This is a genomic window from Gammaproteobacteria bacterium (assembly GCA_034522055.1).
Taxonomy (GTDB): Bacteria; Pseudomonadota; Gammaproteobacteria; order JAABTG01; family JAABTG01; genus JAABTG01.
This window is the reverse complement of sequence record JAXHLS010000002.1, coordinates 3,097,486-3,116,990: the sequence shown is the minus strand read 5'-3', so window position 1 is coordinate 3,116,990 and position 19,505 is coordinate 3,097,486. Positions and strand designations below refer to the sequence as shown.

15 protein-coding genes and 1 pseudogene are annotated in these 19,505 nt (G+C 64.2%); 12 read left to right on the top strand and 4 right to left on the bottom strand.

Features of this window, described 5'->3' with window-relative positions; genetic code table 11:
• Positions 1 to 129: 129 nt before the first annotated feature.
• The 6 genes from U5S82_15060 to U5S82_15035 all read left to right on the top strand — a co-directional run bounded on the left by U5S82_15060 (position 130) and on the right by U5S82_15035 (position 8,344).
• Complete coding sequence (locus tag U5S82_15060; protein ID MDZ7752934.1) at positions 130 to 735, top strand: DUF411 domain-containing protein; 606 nt, start codon at positions 130 to 132, stop codon at positions 733 to 735.
• A gap of 41 nt (positions 736 to 776) precedes the next feature.
• Entirely contained in the window at positions 777 to 1,175 is a 399-nt protein-coding gene (locus U5S82_15055) for a BlaI/MecI/CopY family transcriptional regulator (protein MDZ7752933.1), read from the top strand.
• Positions 1,172 to 2,170 (top strand): M56 family metallopeptidase, encoded by a 999-nt coding sequence (locus U5S82_15050; protein ID MDZ7752932.1) that lies wholly within the window; start codon positions 1,172 to 1,174, stop codon positions 2,168 to 2,170. Before U5S82_15055 ends, U5S82_15050 begins: the two co-directional genes overlap by 4 nt.
• A gap of 470 nt (positions 2,171 to 2,640) precedes the next feature.
• Positions 2,641 to 3,945, top strand: coding sequence for a TolC family protein (locus tag U5S82_15045; GenBank protein MDZ7752931.1), 1,305 nt, complete (start codon positions 2,641 to 2,643; stop codon positions 3,943 to 3,945).
• Between the two features lie 19 nt (positions 3,946 to 3,964).
• A complete protein-coding gene (locus U5S82_15040) occupies positions 3,965 to 5,182 on the top strand; it encodes an efflux RND transporter periplasmic adaptor subunit (protein MDZ7752930.1) in 1,218 nt (405 codons plus the stop codon).
• Between the two features lie 12 nt (positions 5,183 to 5,194).
• On the top strand, positions 5,195 to 8,344 hold the full coding sequence (locus U5S82_15035; protein MDZ7752929.1) for a CusA/CzcA family heavy metal efflux RND transporter: 3,150 nt from the start codon (positions 5,195 to 5,197) through the stop codon (positions 8,342 to 8,344).
• 160 nt (positions 8,345 to 8,504) lie between these two features.
• Here the strand turns inward: U5S82_15035 and U5S82_15030 are convergent, their stop codons facing one another.
• The 4 genes and pseudogenes from U5S82_15030 to U5S82_15015 form a co-directional block, all read right to left on the bottom strand.
• Complete coding sequence (locus tag U5S82_15030) at positions 8,505 to 8,978, bottom strand: transposase (protein MDZ7752928.1); 474 nt, start codon at positions 8,976 to 8,978, stop codon at positions 8,505 to 8,507.
• A gap of 59 nt (positions 8,979 to 9,037) precedes the next feature.
• Positions 9,038 to 9,181: pseudogene (gene tnpB, locus U5S82_15025) on the bottom strand (IS66 family insertion sequence element accessory protein TnpB).
• On the bottom strand, positions 9,181 to 9,327 hold the full coding sequence (locus U5S82_15020; GenBank protein ID MDZ7752927.1) for a hypothetical protein: 147 nt from the start codon (positions 9,325 to 9,327) through the stop codon (positions 9,181 to 9,183). The pseudogene tnpB and the gene U5S82_15020 overlap by 1 nt, the downstream one beginning before the upstream one ends.
• Positions 9,328 to 9,544: 217 nt before the next feature.
• Positions 9,545 to 10,900 (bottom strand): sigma-54 dependent transcriptional regulator, encoded by a 1,356-nt coding sequence (locus tag U5S82_15015; GenBank protein MDZ7752926.1) that lies wholly within the window; start codon positions 10,898 to 10,900, stop codon positions 9,545 to 9,547.
• A gap of 166 nt (positions 10,901 to 11,066) precedes the next feature.
• Here U5S82_15015 and U5S82_15010 point away from each other — a divergent pair, with 166 nt between their 5' ends.
• The 6 genes from U5S82_15010 to U5S82_14985 all read left to right on the top strand — a co-directional run bounded on the left by U5S82_15010 (position 11,067) and on the right by U5S82_14985 (position 19,505).
• The gene (locus U5S82_15010; protein MDZ7752925.1) at positions 11,067 to 12,416 is read left to right on the top strand and encodes an ATP-binding protein; all 1,350 of its coding nucleotides are present in this window, start codon (positions 11,067 to 11,069) and stop codon (positions 12,414 to 12,416) included.
• Positions 12,417 to 12,731: 315 nt separating this feature from the next.
• Positions 12,732 to 13,298 carry a hypothetical protein gene (locus U5S82_15005; protein ID MDZ7752924.1) on the top strand — a complete coding sequence of 189 codons (567 nt, stop codon included), beginning with the start codon at positions 12,732 to 12,734 and terminating at the stop codon, positions 13,296 to 13,298.
• 113 nt (positions 13,299 to 13,411) lie between these two features.
• Positions 13,412 to 14,362, top strand: coding sequence for a YncE family protein (locus U5S82_15000; GenBank protein MDZ7752923.1), 951 nt, complete (start codon positions 13,412 to 13,414; stop codon positions 14,360 to 14,362).
• 57 nt (positions 14,363 to 14,419) lie between these two features.
• Positions 14,420 to 17,767 (top strand): efflux RND transporter permease subunit, encoded by a 3,348-nt coding sequence (locus U5S82_14995; GenBank protein ID MDZ7752922.1) that lies wholly within the window; start codon positions 14,420 to 14,422, stop codon positions 17,765 to 17,767.
• Positions 17,764 to 18,897 carry an efflux RND transporter periplasmic adaptor subunit gene (locus U5S82_14990; GenBank protein ID MDZ7752921.1) on the top strand — a complete coding sequence of 378 codons (1,134 nt, stop codon included), beginning with the start codon at positions 17,764 to 17,766 and terminating at the stop codon, positions 18,895 to 18,897. Before U5S82_14995 ends, U5S82_14990 begins: the two co-directional genes overlap by 4 nt.
• Entirely contained in the window at positions 18,894 to 19,505 is a 612-nt protein-coding gene (locus U5S82_14985) for a cytochrome c (GenBank protein ID MDZ7752920.1), read from the top strand. Before U5S82_14990 ends, U5S82_14985 begins: the two co-directional genes overlap by 4 nt.

Sequence of the window (19,505 nt, the reverse complement as noted above, 5' to 3'; positions counted from 1 at the left end):
GCCGAGTCACGCCGCCTGAACCCGCGACTGCGACCTTCGCCATTTATGCGCGGATTTACTCAGCCGCTAACATGCGGGGCCCGGTACACGCATTTCAATCACTTTCGTGATTGATACGCTGATCCATCCATGGACTTCATGACGAAGAAGACTTCATCCCGGGCCCTGCCACGAATCCTGCTGGTATCAGGCCTGCTGGCGCTGGCCGCCGTAGCCACCGGCCTCGCCCTCACCTCCCGCCACGGCGCCGCCGCCGAGGTGGTGGTCTACAAGAGCCCCACCTGCGACTGCTGCAGCAAGTGGGTCGAGCACCTCGAGGCCAACGGCTTCACCGTGGACGCCCGCGATGTCCAGGACCTCGAGCCCATCAAGGCCGAGGCCGGGATCCCCCGCCGCCTGCAGTCCCGTCACACGGCCTATGTGGATGGCTACGTGGTGGAGGGCCACGTGCCCACCGACGTCATCCAAGGCATGCTGGCGGCACGGCCCGACATCCACGGCCTGGCCGTACCGGGCATGCCCATGGCTCGCCGGACATGGAGGGGCCACGAAAGGAGGCCTACAACGTCTACGCCCTGGGCCGGGACGGTAGACTCGACGTGTACGCGCGGCGACATGCTTGCACCCAGAAGACCCTCAACCAGGACCGAACAGGGCGTGGTGCTCAAGGCGTCACCAAGAAAAGCGAAGCAGCCCATCAAACACCGATTGACGGTCGTTGTTTTGTCAGGATAAGCTGCCGTCATTCCATTTGCCTTTGAGGTTCCTCCCCTTCGATGCTTTTCAGGCCCTATTTCGGTGACCTCGAACTCGCGGTCCTCGAAGAACTATGGACCCACGGCGCCAGCGATGCGAAGACGGTGCACCGCCGCATTGGTGGCCGTCGGGGTATCGCACCCAACACCGTGCAGTCGACGTTGGAGCGTCTGTACCGCAAGGATTTGCTGACTCGCGAGAAGATCAGTCATGCCTACGTCTACACCCCATCGGTGCGCCGCGAACAGTTGATGGAGCGGCTGATCGAAGGCGTGGTCGAAACCTTTTCATCGGGGCGCTTCGAACCGATGCTCACCGCCTTTGTGGACTTGGCGGCAAGAGTCGATGACGAAAACCTGGCTCGGCTTGAACGACTGATCGCCGAACGCCGCGCCGAGTCCGGGGACACGCCATCGTGACACCAGAGATCGGGCTCGTTGTCGCCTCCCTGCTGATACTGCTCTGCGCAGGGGCGAGCATCGTGGTTGTTTCCGCAGTGCTTTACCCGGCCGTGGCCGCTTGGCTAAATCGTATGGCGCCCGCAACTCGCGCAAACTTTCTTTTTGCCTGGGCAACGGTACCCGTGTGGCTAAGCAGCATGTTGCTGCTGCTGGTGCTCTCCCCCTCAGTGGCATACTTGCTGGGAATTGGCGTGGATCATTGCCGCGCCCATGACCACCACATACATCTGTGTGTGATTCACACGCCTTGGGTGGTTGGCGGCATCATCGAGTGGAGTGTATTAGGCGGCCTGGCGACGCTGGCATCAGCCTGGCTGGTCGCTGCAGGCGCTCGCTTCGGGAAGGCTCGCGGTAAGCTGAGGATGTTGCTTACTCTGAGCACACCCTCAACGGATAGCCCCATAGCACGTGTTGTTTCATCGCAACGCCATTTTGTGTTCACGGCCGGTCTGATACGGCCACAGATCTTCCTTTCCAGTGCGTTGCTACAAGCGGTTCATCCTCGTGCAGTCGCTATCGTGGTTGATCACGAGTACGCCCATCAACGGCGCCGGGATGGGCTGAGGTTGTTTGTCGCTGGTCTGTTCGTTGGCCTGCATATATCGTCTATACGGCACCGCATGCTGGGTGATCTTCAGCTGGCCATCGAACAGGCCTGTGACGAGATCGCCGCGAGTCGGTCGGGTGACAGACTACAAGTCGCTGAAACCATCCTCCACTTGACACGATTGATCGGTTCAACCGCGCCCCCGGTGGCCGCCGTGGAGACGGGTTTCACGGGGGCGGATACGGCGTCACGTGTTGAGGGCCTGTTGCGCCCGCCAATCCCCCAACGTCCCGCTCTTTTTGTCACGGTCTCTGCCCTTGCCATTGGCTTCCTCGTACTCGGCCTGAAGAGTAGTGATCAATGGCACCATGGCGCCGAGATCGTCCTTGGGCGTCTCCTAGGTTGACCTTCATCCATGTCCAAACTTTTTTTTAACTGATCGATTTCATGTCAAAAGCCTGGACAATAATACTGTTCGCAATACTGATAGTGGTGCAAACCCAAACCGTTGCGTCGGATATATTACCGACCCAGTTGGGTGATGTTCACCACAATCAGGAGCACTTGCACCACTCTACCGGCGAACCCTCCCCCGCGACAGATAATACTACCGACAGGCAAGGCAACGGCGATCGACCAGACATGCCCGACCATTGTCACGGTAGCCACTGCCACGGTTCCCACTTATTGGTGGCTACGCATGTTTTCGATCTTCCCCTTTTAATAACAGAATACGTCGTCCCGGGCTATACCGCGCAAAATACCTCCGCTTACGTCGACACCATTCTTCGCCCCCCCATAGCCTGATCCTGCGAATCAACCTCCCTCTTATTTGGGAGGAATCGTTTTTTCTTCTGATTTCACAGGAATCATGCGATGTATCACGACGACTTTTTGTGGCGCCCACGCCGTGGGCGTCATGCCATTATTCTGGCATTGGGACTGATTTTTTCCAGCCCACTGGCAGTGTTCGCCGACGCGGATGCGCAAACCCTGACATTGCCGCAGGCTGCTTTCCAGGCCCTGGCACAAAACCCTGCCCTGCAGGTGTTCACTCCCAGACTGATCGGCTTGGAAGGCAAACGCCTGACGGCTGACCAGAATCCTGCCTTTGAACTGGGTTTTGAAGCGGAAAATGTCCTCGGTTCCGGGGAACTCAACGGACTCGACGGGGCGGAATACACCCTTTCACTGTCCTCGGTTATCGAACTGGGAGGCAAACGCCAGGCGCGCACCCAGGTAGCCTCCGGGCGTTATGCATTAGTCGAGGCAGAACGCCGCGCCGAAGCCCTCGGCCTGCTCGGCGATGTCACCCGAGGTTTTATCAGTGCCCTGACCTTGCAGGAAAAACTGCAACTCGCCGACGATGCGGTGAAGCTGGAGGAGTCCAGCCATAACATCGTCAGCCAGCGGGCCGAACGAGGCGCCGCACCCCAGGCGGAAGTCCTGCGTGCCCGGGCGCAACTGACCCAGAGCCGGCTGGAGCGGGATCGCCTGCGGGCCGCCCACGACAGCAGCCTCATGGTCCTGGCCACCCTGCTGGGCAAGGAGACGGCGGACTTTACCCGCTTGCAAGGGGACTTGTTTGCCTTCACCGCTGCTGACGGTTTCCCGGATCTGTTCCAGCGCGCCCGCGAGAATCCCGACATTCGGGTCTTCGCCAGTCAGGAGCGCCTGCGGGAGGCGGAACTGGCACTCGCTCGCAGCCAGTCCCGCAGCAATGTCCGCTGGCAGGTGGGTACCCGCTACCTGGAGGAAACCGGCGATTCCGCGCTGGTGGCGAGTGTTTCCGTGCCTCTGTTTTCCGGTCGCCGCAATCGCGGCGAGGCACAGGCGGCCCAGGCGGCACGGGACGAGGTAAGTTTGCGACGAGAAAGCGCCCTGCTGGTTCTGCGTTCACGACTCTACGAAGCGTATCACCTGCATCGGCAGGCGGTGGCGACGGTGGACGCCATGCAGAGCCGGGTACTTCCCGATCTGAGCGCGGCGCTGGATCTTACTCGCACCGCCTATGAGCAGGGCCGTTACAGCTATGTGGAGTGGCGGACGGCGCAGCGGGAACTGCTCGCCGCCCAACGGGATCTGGTAGATGCCGCCACCACGGCGCTGCTCAACCAGGCCTTGATCGAACAGCTCACGGGGCAGTCACTGGCTGCCACGGAAAGTGGCTCCGGCTACTGACAGAACAGGATCATTCATTATGAAACGACTACACGCTTTGTTCATCATTGCCGGCATGCTGTGCCTGGCGTGGGGGCCGGTGCAGGCCGCGGAAGAGGATCATGGTGCTGAAGACGCTAGCGCCGAAGAAGGACCAAATGGAGGCAGGCTGTTGGAAGACGGCGATGTCACCCTGGAGCTGGCGATTTATGAACAGGGCGTCCCGCCCGAATACCGCGCCTGGCTCAGCCGGGATGGCGATGCGGTTACCCAAGGCGCCGAACTGAGCGTCGAATTGACCCGTTTGGGTGGGCAGGTGGATCGGTTCACATTCACCCATCAGGGGGATTACTGGCTGGGCAAAGGCGTGGTGGAGGAACCGCACTCCTTTGATGTGACAGCGAAACTGGCACTCGCTGGCCAGGATCATCAATGGACCTGGGAATCCCACGAAGGACGCACGGAAATCTCCGCCGCCATGGCCGGGCAGGCCGGGATCGGCACGCGTGAGGCTGGCCCGGCTACCATCGAGCGCCGCATTATCAGTTATGGCCAGTTGATTGCCAATCCGGAAACCATCGCCCATATCAAGGCGCGATTCCCCGGACTGGTCAAGCGCGTCGCAGCCAGCCTGGGAGATACAGTGCAAGAGGGTGCGGTGCTCGCCACCATCGAGTCCAATGAGAGCCTGCAGACTTATGCTATTCGCGCGCCCTTCGCCGGTACCGTCATCCAGCGCAACGTCAATGTCGGTGAGTTGGCCGAGGCACAGTCCCTGTTTTCCGTCGCCAATCTGGATACGTTATGGGTGGAACTGAAAATCTTTCCGGGACAGCGGCAGGAAATCGCCGTCGGTCAGACCGTTCGCATCGACAGCGAAGGCAGCCAATACCAGGCCAATATCGATCACCTGCTGCCGAGCAGTAACAATGCACCCTTCGTGATAGCGCGGACCAAAATCGACAACGCCCAGGGCAACCGGACGCCGGGTCAACTGGTTTCGGCTGACATTGTGGTGGAGAAGATCGACGTGCCGCTGGCGGTGGAGAATCGCGCCCTGCAATCGTTCCGCGACTGGACCGTGGTGTTTATCCGAGTGGATGACAGCTACGAGATTCGCCCGCTGGAGCTGGGCCGCAGCGACGGCCGCTTCACAGAAGTGTTGTCGGGGCTGAATTCCGGTGACACCTACGTGGTGGAGAACAGCTATCTCATCAAGGCGGATATCGAAAAATCCGGCGCCAGCCACGACCACTGAGAGGACGATATTATGATCGACGCAATCGTGCGCCTCTCGGTGGAGCGGCGCTATCTCATCCTGTCCCTGATTCTGGTGATCGTCGGCCTCGGCGTGTGGAGCTTCCAGCGCCTGCCCATCGACGCCGTGCCGGATATCACCAATGTCCAGGTGCAGATCAATACCGAAGCCCCGGGCTACTCACCGCTGGAAGCCGAACAACGCATCACCTTCCCGGTGGAAACCGCGCTCTACGGGCTGCCCAATCTGTCCTATACCCGTTCCCTGTCCCGCTATGGCCTGTCCCAGGTCACCGTGGTGTTCGAGGAGGGCACGGACATCTATTTTGCCCGTAACCTGATCAATGAACGCCTGGGAGCCATCAAAAGTGCCCTGCCGCCGGGGCTGGAGCCGGAGATGGGACCCATCGCCACCGGCCTGGGCGAGATCTTTATGTATACCGTGGAGGCCGAACCCGGCGCCACCCAGGGCAATGGCCAACCCTGGGATGCCACCGCCCTGCGCGAGGTGCAGGACTGGATCATCAAACCCCAGTTAGCCCAGGTGCCCGGTGTGATCGAAATCAATACCATCGGTGGCTATGACAAGCAATATCACGTCACGCCCTCACCGAAAAAACTGCTCGAATTCGGCATCACCCTGGATCAAGTGGCAGGCGCCCTGCGCGCCAATAACGCCAACCGCGGCGCCGGCTATATCGAACGCAATGGCCAGCGGTTGCTGGTGCGCTCACCAGGGCAATTGAAGACCATCGGCGACATCGAGCAGGTGGTCGTTGCCAACCGGGACGGTGCGCCGGTGCGTATTGCCGACGTCGCGGAGGTGGCCATCGGCAAGGAGTTGCGCACCGGGGCCGCCACCCGGGATGGAAAGGAAACCGTGCTGGGTACCGCCATGATGCTGATGGGGGAAAATTCCCGCAGCGTGGCCCAGGCCATTGCCGAGCGGGTGGAGGAAATACGACCCTCCCTACCCGAGGGCATTCGCCTGGAAGCGGTTTACGATCGCACCACGCTGGTGGACAAGGCCATTGCCACGGTGGAGAAAAACCTGCTAGAAGGCGCACTGCTGGTGATCGTGGTGCTGTTCCTGCTGCTGGGCAATCTGCGGGCGGCGCTGATCACAGCGGCGGTGATTCCCCTGTCCATGCTGGCCACCATCACCGGCATGGTACGCACCGGGGTGTCCGCCAACCTGATGAGCCTGGGGGCGCTGGATTTTGGCCTGATTGTTGATGGCGCGGTGATCATCGTGGAAAACTGTATTCGCCGCCTCGCGGAGGCCCAGCACGACAACGGCGGGCGCCTGCCGCTGAAGGAGCGGCTGCAACTGGTGTATGAAGCCACCACCGAGGTGATTCGTCCCGCCCTGTTCGGCGTCGCCATTATTACCGTGGTATACATCCCCATCTTCAGCCTCACCGGGGTGGAGGGCAAGATGTTCCACCCCATGGCCGCCACCGTAGTGATGGCCCTGCTGGCGGCCATGGTGCTGTCATTGACCATCGTTCCCGCCGCCGTGGCGGTGTTCATGACCGGCAAGGTCCAGGAGAAGGAAAGCCCCATCATCAGTGCCACCAAGTCGGTGTACCGGCCGGCCCTGGAGTGGGCTTTGCGCTTTCGCTGGGTGGTGCTGGGCAGCGCCAGTGCGCTGCTGGCCTTCTGCCTGTGGCTCGCCACCACCCTGGGCACGGAATTCATCCCCCAGCTCAACGAAGGGGATATCGCCCTGCATGCTTTGCGCATTCCCGGCACCGGGCTGGAGCAGGCCATCGCCATGCAGGAGCAACTGGAAAAGCGCATCAAGGCGTTTCCGGAGGTGGACAAAATCGTTGCCAAGATCGGTACCCCGGAGGTGGCCACCGACCCCATGCCCCCCAGCGTGGCGGACAATTTCGTCATGCTCAAGCCGCGCGACCAGTGGCCCGATCCGGATAGAAGCCGGGATGACCTGATCGCCGCAATGGTGGAGGCCGTTGAACAGCTTCCCGGCAACAACTACGAGTTCACCCAGCCCATCGAAATGCGTTTCAACGAACTGATCTCCGGCGTGCGGGCGGACCTGGGAATCAAAGTGTTTGGCGATGATCTCGACCAGTTGCTGGAATCCGCCAACGCGGTGCTGGAGGTGGTGGAATCTGTGCAGGGCGCCGCCGATGCCCGGGTGGAACAGGTCACTGGTCTGCCCATGCTGTCGGTGCACCCCAAACGCATGGTGCTGTCCCGCTACGGTCTCTCGGTGGCAGAGTTGCAGGACTTGGTGGCTGCCGGCGTGGGCGGCGAAAACGCCGGTCTGATCTACGAGGGCGACCGCCGCTTCCAGCTGGTGGTGCGTCTGCCGGAGGATATCCGCCGCGATGTGGACAATCTTGGCGACCTGCCGGTACCGCTGCCCGACGGGGGGTATGTGCCCCTGTCCGAGGTGGCGGAACTGGAACTGGCCCCGGCCCCCAATCAGATCAGCCGGGAGAACGGCAAGCGCCGAGTGGTAGTGACTGCCAACGTCCGCGACCGGGACCTGGGCGGCTTTGTGGACGAGGTACGCGCCCGCATCGACCAGCAGGTGGATCTGCCTGCCGGCTACTGGCTGGACTACGGGGGTACCTTCGAGCAATTGCAATCCGCCAGTGAACGTCTCGCGTTGGTGGTGCCAGTGACACTGCTGATCATCATCGCCCTGCTGGTGATGGCCTTTGGCTCCCTCAAGGACGCGCTGATTATCTTCAGCGGCGTACCCCTGGCGCTGACCGGGGGTGTGCTGATGCTGTGGCTGCGGGATATGCCGCTATCCATTTCCGCCGGTGTGGGCTTTATTGCCCTGTCGGGGGTGGCGGTACTCAACGGTCTGGTGATGGTGGCCTTTATCCGCGATCTGTGGCACCAGCAAGGCGAGCTGATAACCGCAGTGGTGGAGGGCGCATTGACCCGGTTGCGACCGGTACTGATGACGGCCCTGGTAGCCAGCCTCGGTTTTGTGCCCATGGCGCTCAACACCGGCACTGGCGCCGAAGTTCAGCGACCGCTGGCCACGGTGGTGATCGGCGGCATTATTTCGTCCACTCTGCTGACACTGTTCGTGTTACCGGTGTTGTACGCCCTGCTGCACCGGAAGGACGGTAACGGCGGTGGCTCGTCGCCTCTCACTGAGGCTGATCATGTTTGATCGTCTAGCCCACCTTTGACACTTTCTAGAGTCGCCTTTGCCGCAAAGCCGCGCAGCAGAAGGCTTTCAGCGGGATGCCAAAAAACAATGTGTCAGTAGGCTTGGGATCCCGATTAGACCAGATCCGACATGGGCTTCGGGGGAGTGTGTTGCAATCGTTTCAGTCGCTTAGACGCGTACGGACGCAGAATTGCTGTAAGCGGTCGAGGTAGCCAAGCGCTAGCCCGGTGGCGGTCCCAGGGGGCACTTGCGGTAATGCGGTATCAAGCCAGGCGCGCAGTTGGGTGAGCACAGCCTGGACGTGGGTCTCGTGATGGGCGCGGCTGGTCTTGGCCTTGGCGCCCTTGCCGTGGGCCCTGATGCGCGCCATCCGTGGCGCGCCCCCTACGGACGCACTGCGTGCGTCCCATTCCACTCCAGGCGGTACGGTGCTGGCCTCGTCGAACTTGCATCGGGCATAGGTACAACAGCAGACACCGATGAGGTGCCGGGCGGCGGCGCCGGCATAGCCGTCGGTCTGCAGGGTCCCGGTGAAGCCCTCGAGCAGCTCGTGGGGCACGGCGCCGCTACGTGACAGGGCGTAATGGTAGAGGAGTACCTTTTGGACGGGCGGTCCGCCGCGGGCAAACCACATGACCACAGGCGGAGGCCGCTGGGCTCCCAGTAGAGACACTTGAGCTTGTCGCGCTTGCGGTTGATGAACACGAACAGGGCCGAAGAGAAGGCGTCGAGGTCGAGTTCGGCCTCCACCACGGCGGCCAGCCCGTCGATGGACTTGCGGAAGTCCACGGGCGCGCGGCAGAGATAGACGGCGAGCCCGGGATCGGTGGGGCGCATCATGTCCGGGTGAGCAGCGCGTCGAGCACACCGCAAACCATCGCGGGGGCGGCGCCCTCGGGAACGTCGAAGTCGATGCCATTGTGCAGCTGCATGGCGAGCGTCGCCCCCGCCCCGCCGTTGCCGGAGAATCGGACTGCTTTCATCCCGGTCCTCATGGTGATTGTGAGGACTCGAACAATGACCTTCAGATCAAATGAGCGGTTCCCTGAGGGACTTCATGTGAAGAAGCAATCATATCCGGCTCTCGCACCACAAAAAGGGTCATCGGCATCCAGGTGCGGGCTGAAGCGAGTCTATCGTTTGCCGTGACGGCTAGCCCCGCAAGCTAGTATACGCGCGGCGCTGAACGGGCACACCGTCTCAAGCAAGCCCGTAGCGCTCGATCTTGCGATCGAGGGCGGGGCGCGAGATGCCCAGGATCTCGCAGGCCCTGCCCTTGTGCCAGCGCACATGGTTCAGCACCGCGACGACGTGCTCATGCTCCAGTTCATCGAGGGTGATGAGACGCGGCGGGACCGGCTGATCATCTCCTGCGTCGACCACAGTGGCGGCCACGTCATCGGACAGGGAAAAGAGTTCCGGTGTCAGGGTGTCCCCCCGCGCCAGCACCGCGGCGCGAGTAAGGGCATTCTCCAGCTCGCGCACGTTGCCTGGCCATGAGTAGTCATTGAGCAGACGCCAGGTGCCCTCGGCAGTGTGTCGGACCGCGGTGTGTTGGCGGGCATTGATCTTGTATAGCAGGTGCTCGATCAGGATCGGCAGGTCCGCCATCCGCTCGCGCAGCGGCGGCAAGTGCACGGACACCACGTTAAGGCGGTAGTAGAGATCTTCCCGAAAGGTGCCGTCGCGCACCATGGCCTCCAGGTCACGATGGGTCGCGGCGATGACGCGGGCGTCGGAATGCAGGACCTGACCACCGCCCACCCGCTCGAAAGTGCCTTCCTGGAGCACCCGCAGGAGTTTGGCCTGCAGCGACGCCGGCATCTCGCCTACCTCATCGAGGAACAAGGTACCGCCGGCAGCGAGTTCGAAACGGCCCTCCCTGCGCCCCAGCGCGCCGGTAAAGCTGCCGCGCTCGTGGCCAAACAGCTCGCTCTCCAGGACACCCTCGGCCAGCACCGAACAGTTGAGGGGCAGGAACAGGCCCTGGCGCCCCGAGTGGTGATGGATGGCGCGGGCTACCACCTCCTTGCCCGTGCCGGTCTCCCCCGTGATGAGAACCGGTGCCACGCGGGCAGCCACTGCCCCAACGGTCTTGCACACTTCCAGGATCGCCGAACTCCTACCCACGATCTCGTTGATATCTACTCGATGGTCTTCGGTGGAGGTGATGGCCGAGACTTGGCGGGACAAGCGGTGATGGCGCAGGGCATTCCCCAGGGTGGTTTCGAGTTCGAGGTCGTCCATCGGCTTGCGAATGAAGTCATACGCACCGTGACGTATCGCCTCGATGGCGAGGGCATTGTCGGTAACACCGGTGATCATGATGACCGGCGGCCCATCGTTCGGCGCCCCGAGCTCCCCAAGCAGGTCAAGCCCGTAGCCATCGGGCAGTTGGTGATCCAGAAGCACGGCATCCGGAGTGCCCTGGGAAAGCAACTCCCGCGCTTCTCCAATGTCGCCCGCGACTCGAGATTCATGGCCGCGATCCTCAAGATGCATGACCAGGAGTTCGCCGAATACCGGATCGTCTTCGATGATGAGGATATAGGCCATGGTTGCTATCCGGTGGGCAAATCAAAACCTATGATAACGTTCGCCCTATCGGAACCGAAACGACAGTGCCCCGGCAAGGCCCATGCAGACAAAAACTGAACCGAAGGCCGATGGCAGCCCCCGGCGATGGACGCCGACCAAGGTAACATGGCTGAGCCTTTTGATAATGGGACTGATAGTGGCCGGCGTCGGCCTCACCGGCACCGCACATGTCCTCGGTTACCTGCAGGAGCGCCTGCTGTCCCACGGCATTCACCACAACCGCGACATCGCGGAGAATCTGTTGCCCTATCTTCGCCCCGTACTGGATTCCACGGGCACCCCCTCCCGGGACCCCCTCCAGCGGACCCTGGAGCGCTTCGGCAGCCTTGGCTATCGGCTCTTCGTTGTCGACCGTGCCCGTCGCCTGCTGGTAGCGGACAGCCGCGGAATGACTCACCTCCCGGTTCCCATCGATTCCAGCTGGCTGGCTGGTGCCTCCTCGGGGATCGAGGGCCAGGGACCGTTGCGGTTGGTTCAGGGGCCGGCCGTGACCGTGTCTGAAGGCGGCCTCACCACGCTCATCTGGCTCCAGCAGGCTGGCGCCGGTACATCAAGCGAACACCCCTGGCTGCTCGGCGTCGCCAGTGATCAGAACACCCTGGTACAGTTTCTCGGCGATCTGCACTGGCATCTGGATCTGGTATTGCTGATCACCTTCGTGCTCATCGCCCTCCTCGGACATATGGCACTGCGGGGCATTGGCCGCATGTACGAGCGTGACCTCGAGGCCCAGGTACGCCAGCGCACCCGGGAGCTTGATCTGGCCCACGAGGCGATGGTGCGAAATACCCGCCTCGCCGCCATCGGTCAGACCGCGTCCATGCTCGCCCACGAGATGCGCAATCCCCTCGCATCCATCAAGCTGGCCTTGGGGGGCCTCAAGGATTACGGGGCGATCCCGGAACGGGAGCGTCGCAGGGTCGCCCTGGTATCGGGCGAGGTGGATCGACTGGATGCCCTCCTGTCGGAGACCCTGGACTACGTGCGGCCCTTGCAGCTGTCGATGGAGCAGGTGGACGTCGAGTTGCTGATAGCGCATGTGATCCGCCAACAGCAGCCCCTGCTGCGCAAGAAAGCCATCACCGTCGACCGCACAAAGTGCAACCATTGCCCTGCGATGCGACTGGACAAGGCCAAGATGCACCAGGTCCTCCTCAACCTGCTGAAGAATGCCGTGGAAGCGAGCCCGCCCGGCTCGCGTATCCATGTCCGCCACTACCGTGACGGCACCATAGCGATGGTGGAGGTGGCCAACCCCGGGGATCCCATACCACCGGAGGTCCTGGAGCGGGTCTTCGAACCCTTCTGTACCACCAAGCCCCGGGGTTCAGGACTTGGCCTGGTGCTGGTCAAGCGGGTGGTGGAGGAACACGGCGGCCAGGTCATCATGGCCAGCGATGCCCGCGAGGGCACCCGGGTTATCCTGCGCCTGCCGCTGGCGGCAACCGCCACGACCCCGTTGAACGATTCTTAAAGAAATTCATCGGAACGTTACGCCGGCACGCTCGCGCCGGCCGCGCCAGCGGCCTCATTGGAGGGGCGACAGTCCTTCCCAAGGCTGGCATGAAAACTGCCTTCTCTGCCTCTGACTGAGCCCCGGTGGGGAACCCTCACGGTTTTCCACTCCGCAACCCTACAGCGGGACCCTGCGGCACCACATTGCAACCGGCAACGCGGCACCGGGGGCCGGGCACAGGCCCGGCGCCAGTTCCAGGGGGCACCAGGCCTGGTGCCTTTCAACCGCCGAGAGATCCGGCGGCTGGTTCAAGCCATGAAGAGGAGAAAGACCATGTATATGAGAAAGACGCTGATCCTGACCCTGTCCGCCCTCATGCTCACCCTGCCACCGGTGATGGCCGAGGAGGAACACCATCCGGAGGAGGCACCCGCCAGCGCGGCATCGACCTCTTCCACCGATGAAGGCCGCCAGATGGCGAGGGGGCAGGCACAGGACGGGGATCCGACCGAGAAGATGAAGATGATGGGCCGCGGCGGCGACGGCATGGGCATGATGGGCAAGGGCATGCAAGGCAACCAAGGCGGCGGCATGGGCATGATGGGCAAGGGCATGCAAGACGGCCAGGGCGGCGGCATGGGCATGATGGGCAAAGGCATGCACGGCGGCCAGGGTGGCGGCATGGGCATGATGGGCAAAGGCATGCACGGCGGCCAGGAGGGCGGCATGGGCATGATGAGCCAAGGCATGGACGGCGGCCAGGACGGCATGGGCATGATGGGCAAGGGCATGCACGGCGGCATGCACAAGAAGCATCGCAAGCTCATGAACCGCATCGATCTCCTGGAAGTCCGGATGATCAAGATGGAGGCCATGCTGGAGCGCCTGATGCTCCGCTAACTCCTTCTGCCGCGGCGGTGGCAAGGCAGACCCACGGCCTTGTCCGCCGCCGCCAGTCCTTCGCTCTGTCGAGCGCCTGCCACCGACGAGGATTCGCCATGCGTATTCATTCATTGCAATTCTTGGTTGGCTTTCTGCTGATCTCCCTCTTCCCACCCGCCCTCGTGAGTGCCGGGCAAGCCACCGGGGCACATGATCATTTCTTCGTTACGCTGCAGGGTGAAAACGCCGTCGTACGCCTGCCGGACGGTGCCCGATGGGACGCCGGCAAGGCGATGACCTACATAACGGTCAGCCCGGACGGCAAGCGGGTGCTGGCCACCAGCAGCGGCGAGGACCGCATCTACGCCTACGACGCCCACAGCGGCGAGCTGCTCAAACGAATCCCCGTGGGCAAGACGCCCAAGGGAATCAAGATCTCTCCCGACGGCGGCATCGCCATCGCCGCCGACGAGGGCGGTGGGACCCTGAGCTTCATCGACATGGAGAGCCTGACGGTGGTAAAGACCCTGCCGGTGGGCCAAATGCCCCACAACACCACCTTCTCCAGCGACGGGAAGACGGCCTACGTGGCCCTCCAGGGCGGCGACGGCATCGCGGTAATCGACGTGGAGACGATGGAGAAAACCCGCCAGATCCCCGTTGAAGGCGCACCCCACAACGTGGATATCAGCGCCGACGATGGAACCCTGTACGTGGCGGGCATCGCCAGCCAGATGCTCGACGTGGTGGACATCGAGTCCGGCGCGGTGCGGGCGCGCGTGCCCCTGAGCCCGCCCCACTACGGCGTCGACGTCCTGCCGGACGGCAGCCAGGTCTTCGTCAGCGGCATCGCCGGCGCGGTGGTGAATGTGATCGACCCCGCCAAGGGGGAGCGCACAGGCCAGGTGGAGGTGGGCTCCGGACCTCATGGCCTGCGGGCCGACGCGCGGGGCGAGCACCTCTACGTGGCGGTGAGTGGCGAGGACGTCATCGCCGTGGTGGATACCACCACCCACAAAGTGGTCCGGCGCATGGCGACCGGCGCCAAGCCGTTCTGGGTAGCCGTCCCTGGCAACCGCTGACCCAGGGGCACGCCCGGGCGCGCCCCCTTCTCTCGCGGCCTTCCGCCTGATCCGTTCATGAACGAAAACCCCCATACGCCCCAAAGCGGTCCCTGGGGACGCTTGATCGCCGGCGCCATGAACGGTCCGCTGGTGATGCTGGGCGTAATAGGTCTCATCGCGGCCGGCCTGGTGGCGCTGGCCATCACCCCCCGGGAGGAGGAGCCGCAGATCATCGTCCCGCTGGCGGACGTACTGGTGTCGGCACCAGGGCTTGGGGCCCGCCAGGTGGAGCGCCAGGTGAGCACGCCACTGGAGAAGCTGCTGTCCCAGATCGACGGTGTCGAGCACGTCTACTCCATGTCGCAGCCCGGCCGCGCCATCGTGACCGTACGCTTCTACGTGGGCGAGGACCGCGAGGACTCGCTGGTCAAGGTATTCTCCAAGCTGGAATCGAGCCGGGACCAGGTTCCGGCAGTGGTACGGTCCTGGGTGGTGAAGCCGCTGGAGGTGGACGACGTCCCCATCGTGGTGGCATCGCTGTGGAGTGACGACCCGGAGCGGGTCGGCGGCTACACCCTGCGCCGCCTCGCCGAGGAAATGGCCCACCGCCTCAAGGCCATCGACAGCACCAACCGGGTCACTGTCACCGGTGGCAATCCGCGCCGTATCCGGGTGGAACTCGACCCGGCAGCACTGGCATCTCGCCGGACCACCCCACTCCAGGTGGCCGACGCCATCGAGGCCGCCAACTTTCAGCAATCCGGCGGCGTGGTGAGTCGTAAGGACCACGCCATCGTCGTCGAGGCGGGCACCTTCATCGCCGATGCCGCGGCCCTGGAGCGACTGGTGGTGAATGTGCTGGACGGTGCTCCCGTCCAGCTGCGAGACGTCGCCCGCGTCCATGACGGTCCGGCGGAGCCCACGAGTTATACCTGGACGGACTTCGGGCCCGCCTCAACCACCGAGGGCAGAGTCGACGGCCCCTACCCGGCCGTCTTCCTGGCGGTGGCCAAACGCAAGGGGTCAAATGCGGTGTGGGTCGCCGAGGAGACCCTGGAGACCCTGGAACGGCTCCATCGCGAGCTTTTTCCACCCGAGGTCCACTTCCAGATCATCCGCAATTACGGTGAGACCGCCGACCAGAAGGTGGACGATCTCGTGTCCAGCCTGGCCGTGGCGATGCTGACGGTGGTGGTGTTCATCGCCGTATTCCTCGGCTGGCGGCAGGCGGTAGTGGTGGCGGTGGCCGTACCCGTAAGCTACGGCATCACCCTGCTGCTCGACCTGCTGACCGGCTATACCATCAACCGCGTCACCCTCTTCGCGTTGATCCTTGCCCTGGGCCTGCTGGTGGATGATCCCATCACCGGCGTGGACAACATCAGCCGCTACCTGCGCATGGGCGGGCGCTCGGCCCGCGATGCGGTGGTGGATGCCATGCTGGAGGTGCGCAGTGCCCTGCTGCTGTCCACCGTCGCGGTGATCCTGGCCTTTGCCCCGATGTTTTTCATCACCGGCATGATGGGTCCCTACATGGCACCGATGGCCTTCAACGTGCCGGTAGCCGTCACGGCGAGCACCCTGGTGGCCTTCCTGTTCACCCCCTGGCTGGCCTACCGGATGCTGCGCCACGTGCGCCCAGAGGCAGACTATGACATCACCCGGACCGCTCTCTACCGCGTCTATGCGGTGCTGGTGGCACCCCTGATCGCCAGCCGGCGGCGGGCTTGGGCCTTCCTGGCGGTGGTGGCCCTGCTGTTCCTGCTCGCCGCCGCCCTGCCGCTGTTGCGCGCGGTGCCCCTCAAGCTCCTGCCCTTCGACAACAAGGACGAGTTCCAGGTACTGGTGGACGCCCCGGAAGGCACCACCCTGGAACGCACCCAGAGTGTGGTGGCGGCGGCAGGCAGGCTGCTGGCCTCGGTGCCGGAGGTGGAGAGCATCTCCGGCTTCGCGGGGGTGCCTTCCCCCATGGACTTCAACGGCCTGGTACGCCACTACTATCTCCGCGAGGCACCCCACCTCGGCGAACTGAGGGTCACCCTCGCCGGGCGTCACGCCCGCAGCCAGCAGTCCCACGAGGTGGTCCTGCGGCTGCGCCGGGAACTCGCGGCACTCGGACGGGAGCACCATGTCCTCATCAAGCTGGTGGAGGTGCCACCCGGTCCACCGGTGATCTCCACTCTGACCGCCGAGATCTACGGCCACGAGACCACCGACTACGCCGCCCTCCGACACGCCGCACGCACCCTTGCCACACGCCTCGAACGCGAGCCCTACGTGGTGGACGTGGACACCTCCGTGGAAGACGACCAGCGCAAGCTGGTCTACGTGGCCGACAAGGAGAAAGCGGCGCTCGCGGGTGTAACCACCCGGGAGGCCGCCGCCACCGTGGCCCTGGCCACCGCCGGCCAGGTCGCCGGCCACCTGCAGCTGCCCTCGGAGGCGAACCCCCTGCCCATCGAGCTGCGCCTGCCCATGGGCCGGCGCAATGCCCCGGGCGAGCTGGGAGCGCTCCACGTGGCGACGGCGGGCACCGCGGACGACCCGCCCATGGGCGACGCGCCCCCGCGACTGGCGGCACTACGTGAACTCGGGCACTTCGCCGAGCACCAGGTGGACAAGACCATCTACCACAAAAATCTACGCCCGGTGGCCTACGTCTACGCCGATGCCGCCGGACGCACCCCCGCAGAGATCATCGCCGACCTGGCGGCGGACCAGGATGCCCCGGCGACGGCGGCCGAGGCCCCCCGGCCCCTCGACGAGCGCAGCTTTATCGATCCGGGAGGTGGCATCCCCTGGTCTCTGCCGGCGGGCGTGAATGTCGAGTGGGGTGGCGAAGGTGAATGGCAAATCACCCTGCGCGTGTTCCGCGATCTCGGCATCGCCTTCGGGGTGGCGCTGGTGGGGATCTTCGTGGTGCTGATGATCCAGACCGGCCTGCCATCCCTGTCCCTCATCATCATGCTGGCCATCCCCCTGACCGTCATCGGAATAATGCCCGGTTTTTGGCTGCTCAATCAGCTCGGTGACCGGATCATCGACGGTCAACCCAACCCGGCGCTGTTCACCGCCACCGCCATGATCGGCATGATCGCGCTGGCCGGCATCGTGGTCCGCAACTCCCTGGTGCTGGTGCAGTTCGTTCAGCTCGAACTCGGCCGCGGTGCGGCATTGCGCGACGCCCTGCTCACCGCCGGCGCCGTGCGCATGCGCCCGGTGGTGCTCACCGCCGTGACCACCCTGCTGGGCAACGTCGTCATTACCCTGGATCCCATCTTCAGCGGCCTGGCCTGGGCCGTGATATTCGGTATCAGCGCCTCCACCGTCTTCACCCTGGCGGTGGTCCCCGTGGCCTATTTCCTGGTCTACGGCGAGAGCGAGGCGCATCAGTCCACCGGCCAGAGGAGTCCCGTTGCATGAATGCTTCATTGCGCATTGCCGGCGCGGCCGGCGCCCTGATCCTGCTGGCGTTCCTCATGGCCCTGCTGGCCGGGGTGTTCGAGGAGAAGATACCGACCGGCCGCGTCGCGGCTCCGCCACGGCCCATCGCTGGCCCGCTGGTCGAGGTGCAACTGCACCGGGTACCCCTGGTGGAGGAGGCGGTGGGCACACTGCGCCCGCGGGAGCAGACCCAGATATCGGCGCGGGTACTCTCCACCGTGATCGCCGTAACGGTAAGAGAGGGTGACCGAGTCACGAAGGGCGATGTGCTGGTGGAGTTGGACCGCCGGGATCTCACGGCCAGACTCGAGCAGGCACGTCAGGCGCGGGCGGCCACCCAGGCCACCCTGGAAGAGGCGCGTGCCACCTTCGAGCGGGTGAGAGAGCTGGCGGAGCGGGGAGTCGCTGCCGCCGCGGAGCTGGACCGCACCGAGGCGGCCCTCAAGACCGCGCAGGCGGAGCTGGAGCGCAGCCGCCAGGCGGTGGGAGAGGCGGAAACGGCACGCAGCCATGCCACCGTGCGTGCACCCATCGACGGCCGGATCATTCACCGCTTGGTGGAGCCGGGAGACACCGCGAGCCCCGGCAGCCCACTGCTGCACCTTTACGATCCCGAGGCCCTGCGCCTGGAGGCGCAGGTGCGCGAGACCCTGGCCACCCGGTTGACCCCGGGGGAGAGCCTGCAAGTGCGCATCGACGCCCTGGACCTGACCGTCCCGTCGACCGTCGACATGATCGTGCCTGCCGCCGATCCCGGTTCCCGTTCCTTCGTGGTCAAGACCAGCCTGCCGTCCCTGCCCGAGATCTATCCCGGCATGTTCGGCCGCCTGCTCATTCAGGCGGGGACGGTAGAGCATGTGAGCATGCCGGCGTCGGCCCTGCGCCGGGTGGGTCAGCTGGAGTATGTACTGGTAGCGGTCGATGGCAGCGCGTTGCGCCGCTATGTGCGCACCGGCCCCGCGCGCCACGATGGCCGCATGGAGGTCCTTAGCGGGCTGCGGCCCGGTGAGCAGGTGGTGCTGCCGCCGGCGACGCAGTCGGGTGCTGAGGCCGAGTCCCCGGGCAGGCAAGATGATACCGCTACCCATAAAATCGGAGGTAGGATATGAAGCTTCTGTCCGCCGTCATCCTCGTCACCGTCCTCGCCGCGGCCGCTGTGGTGGGTCTCGCCTACTCTGGCATCCCCGAAGTCTCCGCCACTACCGACGAGCCAGCCGCGCTGCGCTGGCTGCTGCGCACCATCCGCCAGCAGTCGGTGGAGCGGCGGGCCGCGGCCATCACCGTCCCCGACCTGTCCGGGGACGCCACGGTGACGGCCGGCGCCCGAGCCTTCGACGAGATCTGCGCGAGCTGCCACGGCGCGCCCGGGCGCGAGCCCTTCGTGGGCGCGCGGGACATGAGCCCCGCGCCACCGCGGCTCGCGGACAGGGGTGCGGAACGCAGTCCCGCCGAGCTGTTCTGGATAATCAAGCACGGCATTCGCATGACCGGGATGCCGGCGTGGGGCCCGACCCATGGCAATGACGAGCTGTGGGAGCTGGTAGCCTTCATCCGGCGCCTGCCGGCGCTCGACGCGGCGGGCTACGAGCAACTGGTGGCGCGGGCGGGGGACGACGGTCACGCCCACGCTCACGGAGGCGCCTTGGCCGCGGATGATGAGGGGGAGTCCACCGACGGTGAACCGGCCGAACATGTTCACGACAACCATGACCACTGA